1 protein-coding gene and 2 pseudogenes are annotated in these 2,629 nt (G+C 77.5%); all 3 read left to right on the top strand.

The window, feature by feature from the left end; genetic code table 11:
- Positions 1 to 61: 61 nt before the first annotated feature.
- Positions 62 to 1,126 (top strand): annotated as a pseudogene (locus VR45_RS39935) (iron chelate uptake ABC transporter family permease subunit).
- Positions 1,123 to 2,108 (top strand): annotated as a pseudogene (locus VR45_RS39930) (iron chelate uptake ABC transporter family permease subunit). The pseudogenes VR45_RS39935 and VR45_RS39930 overlap by 4 nt, the downstream one beginning before the upstream one ends.
- 53 nt (positions 2,109 to 2,161) lie before the next feature.
- The coding region (locus VR45_RS39925; RefSeq protein WP_045944877.1) for an ABC transporter ATP-binding protein at positions 2,162 to 2,629 on the top strand (468 nt) is incomplete at its 3' end.

Below are 2,629 nucleotides of genomic sequence, written 5' to 3'. Positions count from 1 at the left end.
CGNCGCCCCGTCCTCGCCCTGTCCCCCACCGTCCCCACCCCGGTCCCCGGAGCACCCCACCATGCACGACGTCACCGCCCGCCCGGGACCGCCCGCTCCGGCCGTTCCCGCCGGCCGCCGCCGCAACCGGGCCCGCGCCCTCGGGCTGCTCGCCGCCCTCGGACTGCTCACCGCCGCCGCGGTGCTCAGCATCGCCGTCGGCGCCAAGGCGCTCTCCCCCGCCGAGGTCTGGCACGGCCTCACCGACCCCGCCTCCCCGGCCTACCCGGTCGTCAACCGGATGCGGGTCCCGCGCACCCTGCTCGGACTGCTCGCCGGCACGGCCCTCGGCCTGGCCGGCGCCGTCATGCAGGCCGTCACCCGCAACCCGCTCGCCGACCCCGGCCTGCTCGGCATCAACGCGGGCGCCTCCGCCGCCATCGCCACCGCGATCGCCTTCCTCGGCGTCGGCGGCTTCACCGGCTACGTGTGGTTCGGCCTGGCCGGCGCCGGCCTCGTCTCCGCCCTCGTCTACGCGGTCGGCGGCGGACGCCGGGCCACCCCCGCCCGGCTCGCCCTGGCCGGCGCCGCCCTCAACGCCGCCCTCTACTCCTACGTCAGCGCCGTGATGCTGCTCGACTCCGCCTCGCTGGACCGGATGCGGTTCTGGACCATCGGCTCGCTGGCCGCCGCCGGGCCCGGCACCGTCACCGCCGTCGCGCCGTTCGTCCTGGTCGGCGCGGTGCTGGCACTCGCGCTCGCCCGGCCGCTCAACGCCCTCGCCATGGGCGAGGACTCCGCCACGGCCCTCGGCGCCCGGCCCGCCCGGATCCGGGCCGGCGCCGTCCTCACCGTCACCCTGCTCTGCGGCGCCGCCACCGCCGCCTGCGGACCGATCGTGTTCGTCGGCCTGACCGTGCCCCACCTGGTCCGCGCCCTCACCGGCCCCGACCTGCGGTGGATGCTGCCGTACTGCGCCGTGCTCGCACCGCTGCTGCTGCTCGGCTCCGACGTGCTCGGCCGGATCGTCGGCCGCCCCGGCGAACTCCAGGTCGGCATCGTGACCTAGGTCGGCATCGTGACCTCCGTGCTCGGCGGCCTCTTCTTCCTCCTCCTCGTCCGTCGCGCGAAGGCGGCCCGCGCATGACCGACCTCACCCGCTCCCGCACCCTGCGCACCCCCGGCGGACTCTCCGTCCGCTACCGCCCCCGCACCGTCCTCGCCGTCACCGCCTGCCTGTTCACCGCGATCGCCGTCGCCGTGGCCACCCTCGGCAGCGGCGACTACCCGCTCACCCCGGGCGAGGTGGTCCAGGCCCTCACCGGCGGCGGCGACCCCGCGGCCGACTTCGTCGTCAACGAGCTGCGGCTCCCCCGGGTGGTCACCGCCCTGCTCACCGGCGCCGCCCTCGCGCTCTCCGGCGCCGTGCTCCAGGCCCTGGTCCGCAACCCGCTCGGCAGCCCCGACATCCTCGGCCTCACCCAGGGCGCCACCACCGGCGCGCTGCTGGTGGTCGCGACCGGCGGCAGCAGCCTCGCCCTGGCCGGCGGCGCGGTCGCCGGCGGCACCGCCGCGGGCGCGCTGGCGTCGCCGCCGTGCTCGGCGGCGTCAACGGCTACCTGCTCACCCGGATCCAACTGATGGAGGCCGCCCGCGCCCTGCTCTGGCTCACCGGCAGCCTCGACGGACGCGGCTGGGACGACGCCCTCCCGCTGCTCGCCGTCCTCGCGGTGCTGCTCCCGGTGGTCCTGCTCGCCTGCGGCCCCGGCCTGCGGATGCTGGAACTCGGCGACGACACCGCCCTCGCCCTCGGCGTACCGATCGAGCGGATCAGGCCCGCCCTGCTGGCCTGCGCCGTCCTGCTCGCCTCGGTCGCGGCGGCCGCCGCCGGACCGGTCTCCTTCGTCGCCCTCACCGCACCCCAACTGGCCCGCCGCCTCACCCGCGCCCCCGGCCCCAACCTGCTCGCCTCCACCGCGATGGGCGCGGCCCTGCTCGCCGCCGCCGACCTCGCCGCCCAGCACGCCTTCGGCCAGCGGCAGTTGCCGGTCGGCGTGGTCACCGGCGTCCTCGGCGGCGGCTACCTGGTCTGGCTGCTGGCCGCCGAACGCCGCGCCGGCCGGCTCTGACCGCCGCCGCGCCCACCTGCCCCTCTTCGCCCTCGCCCGAACGGGACCCCGCCATGACCCTCGCCCCCGCCACCCCTCGCCTCACCGCCCGCGACCTCACCCTCTCCTACGACCGGCGGACCGTCGCCGAGGGCCTGGACGTCGAGATCCCCGACCACTCCTTCACCGTGGTCATCGGCCCCAACGCCTGCGGCAAGTCCACCCTGCTGCGCGCCCTCGCCCGCGTCCTGCGCCCCACCCGCGGCGCCGTCCTCCTCGACGGCGCCGACCTCGCCCGCCTCCCCGCCCGCCGGGTCGCCCGCACCCTCGGCCTCCTCCCCCAGTCCTCGGTGGCCCCCGACGGCATCACCGTCGCCGACCTCGTCGCCCGCGGCCGCCACCCCCACCAGGGCCTGCTGCGCCAGTGGTCCCGCGAGGACGAACGGATCACCGAGGAGTCGATGGCCGCCACCGGAGTCGCCGAACTCGCCGACCGCCCCGTCGACGAACTCTCCGGCGGCCAGCGCCAACGCGTCTGGATC

It is taken from the genome of Streptomyces sp. NRRL S-495, from assembly GCF_000966955.1.
GTDB lineage: Bacteria > Actinomycetota > Actinomycetes > Streptomycetales > Streptomycetaceae > Kitasatospora > Kitasatospora purpeofusca.
This window is presented reverse-complemented; position numbering and strand designations above follow the sequence as displayed.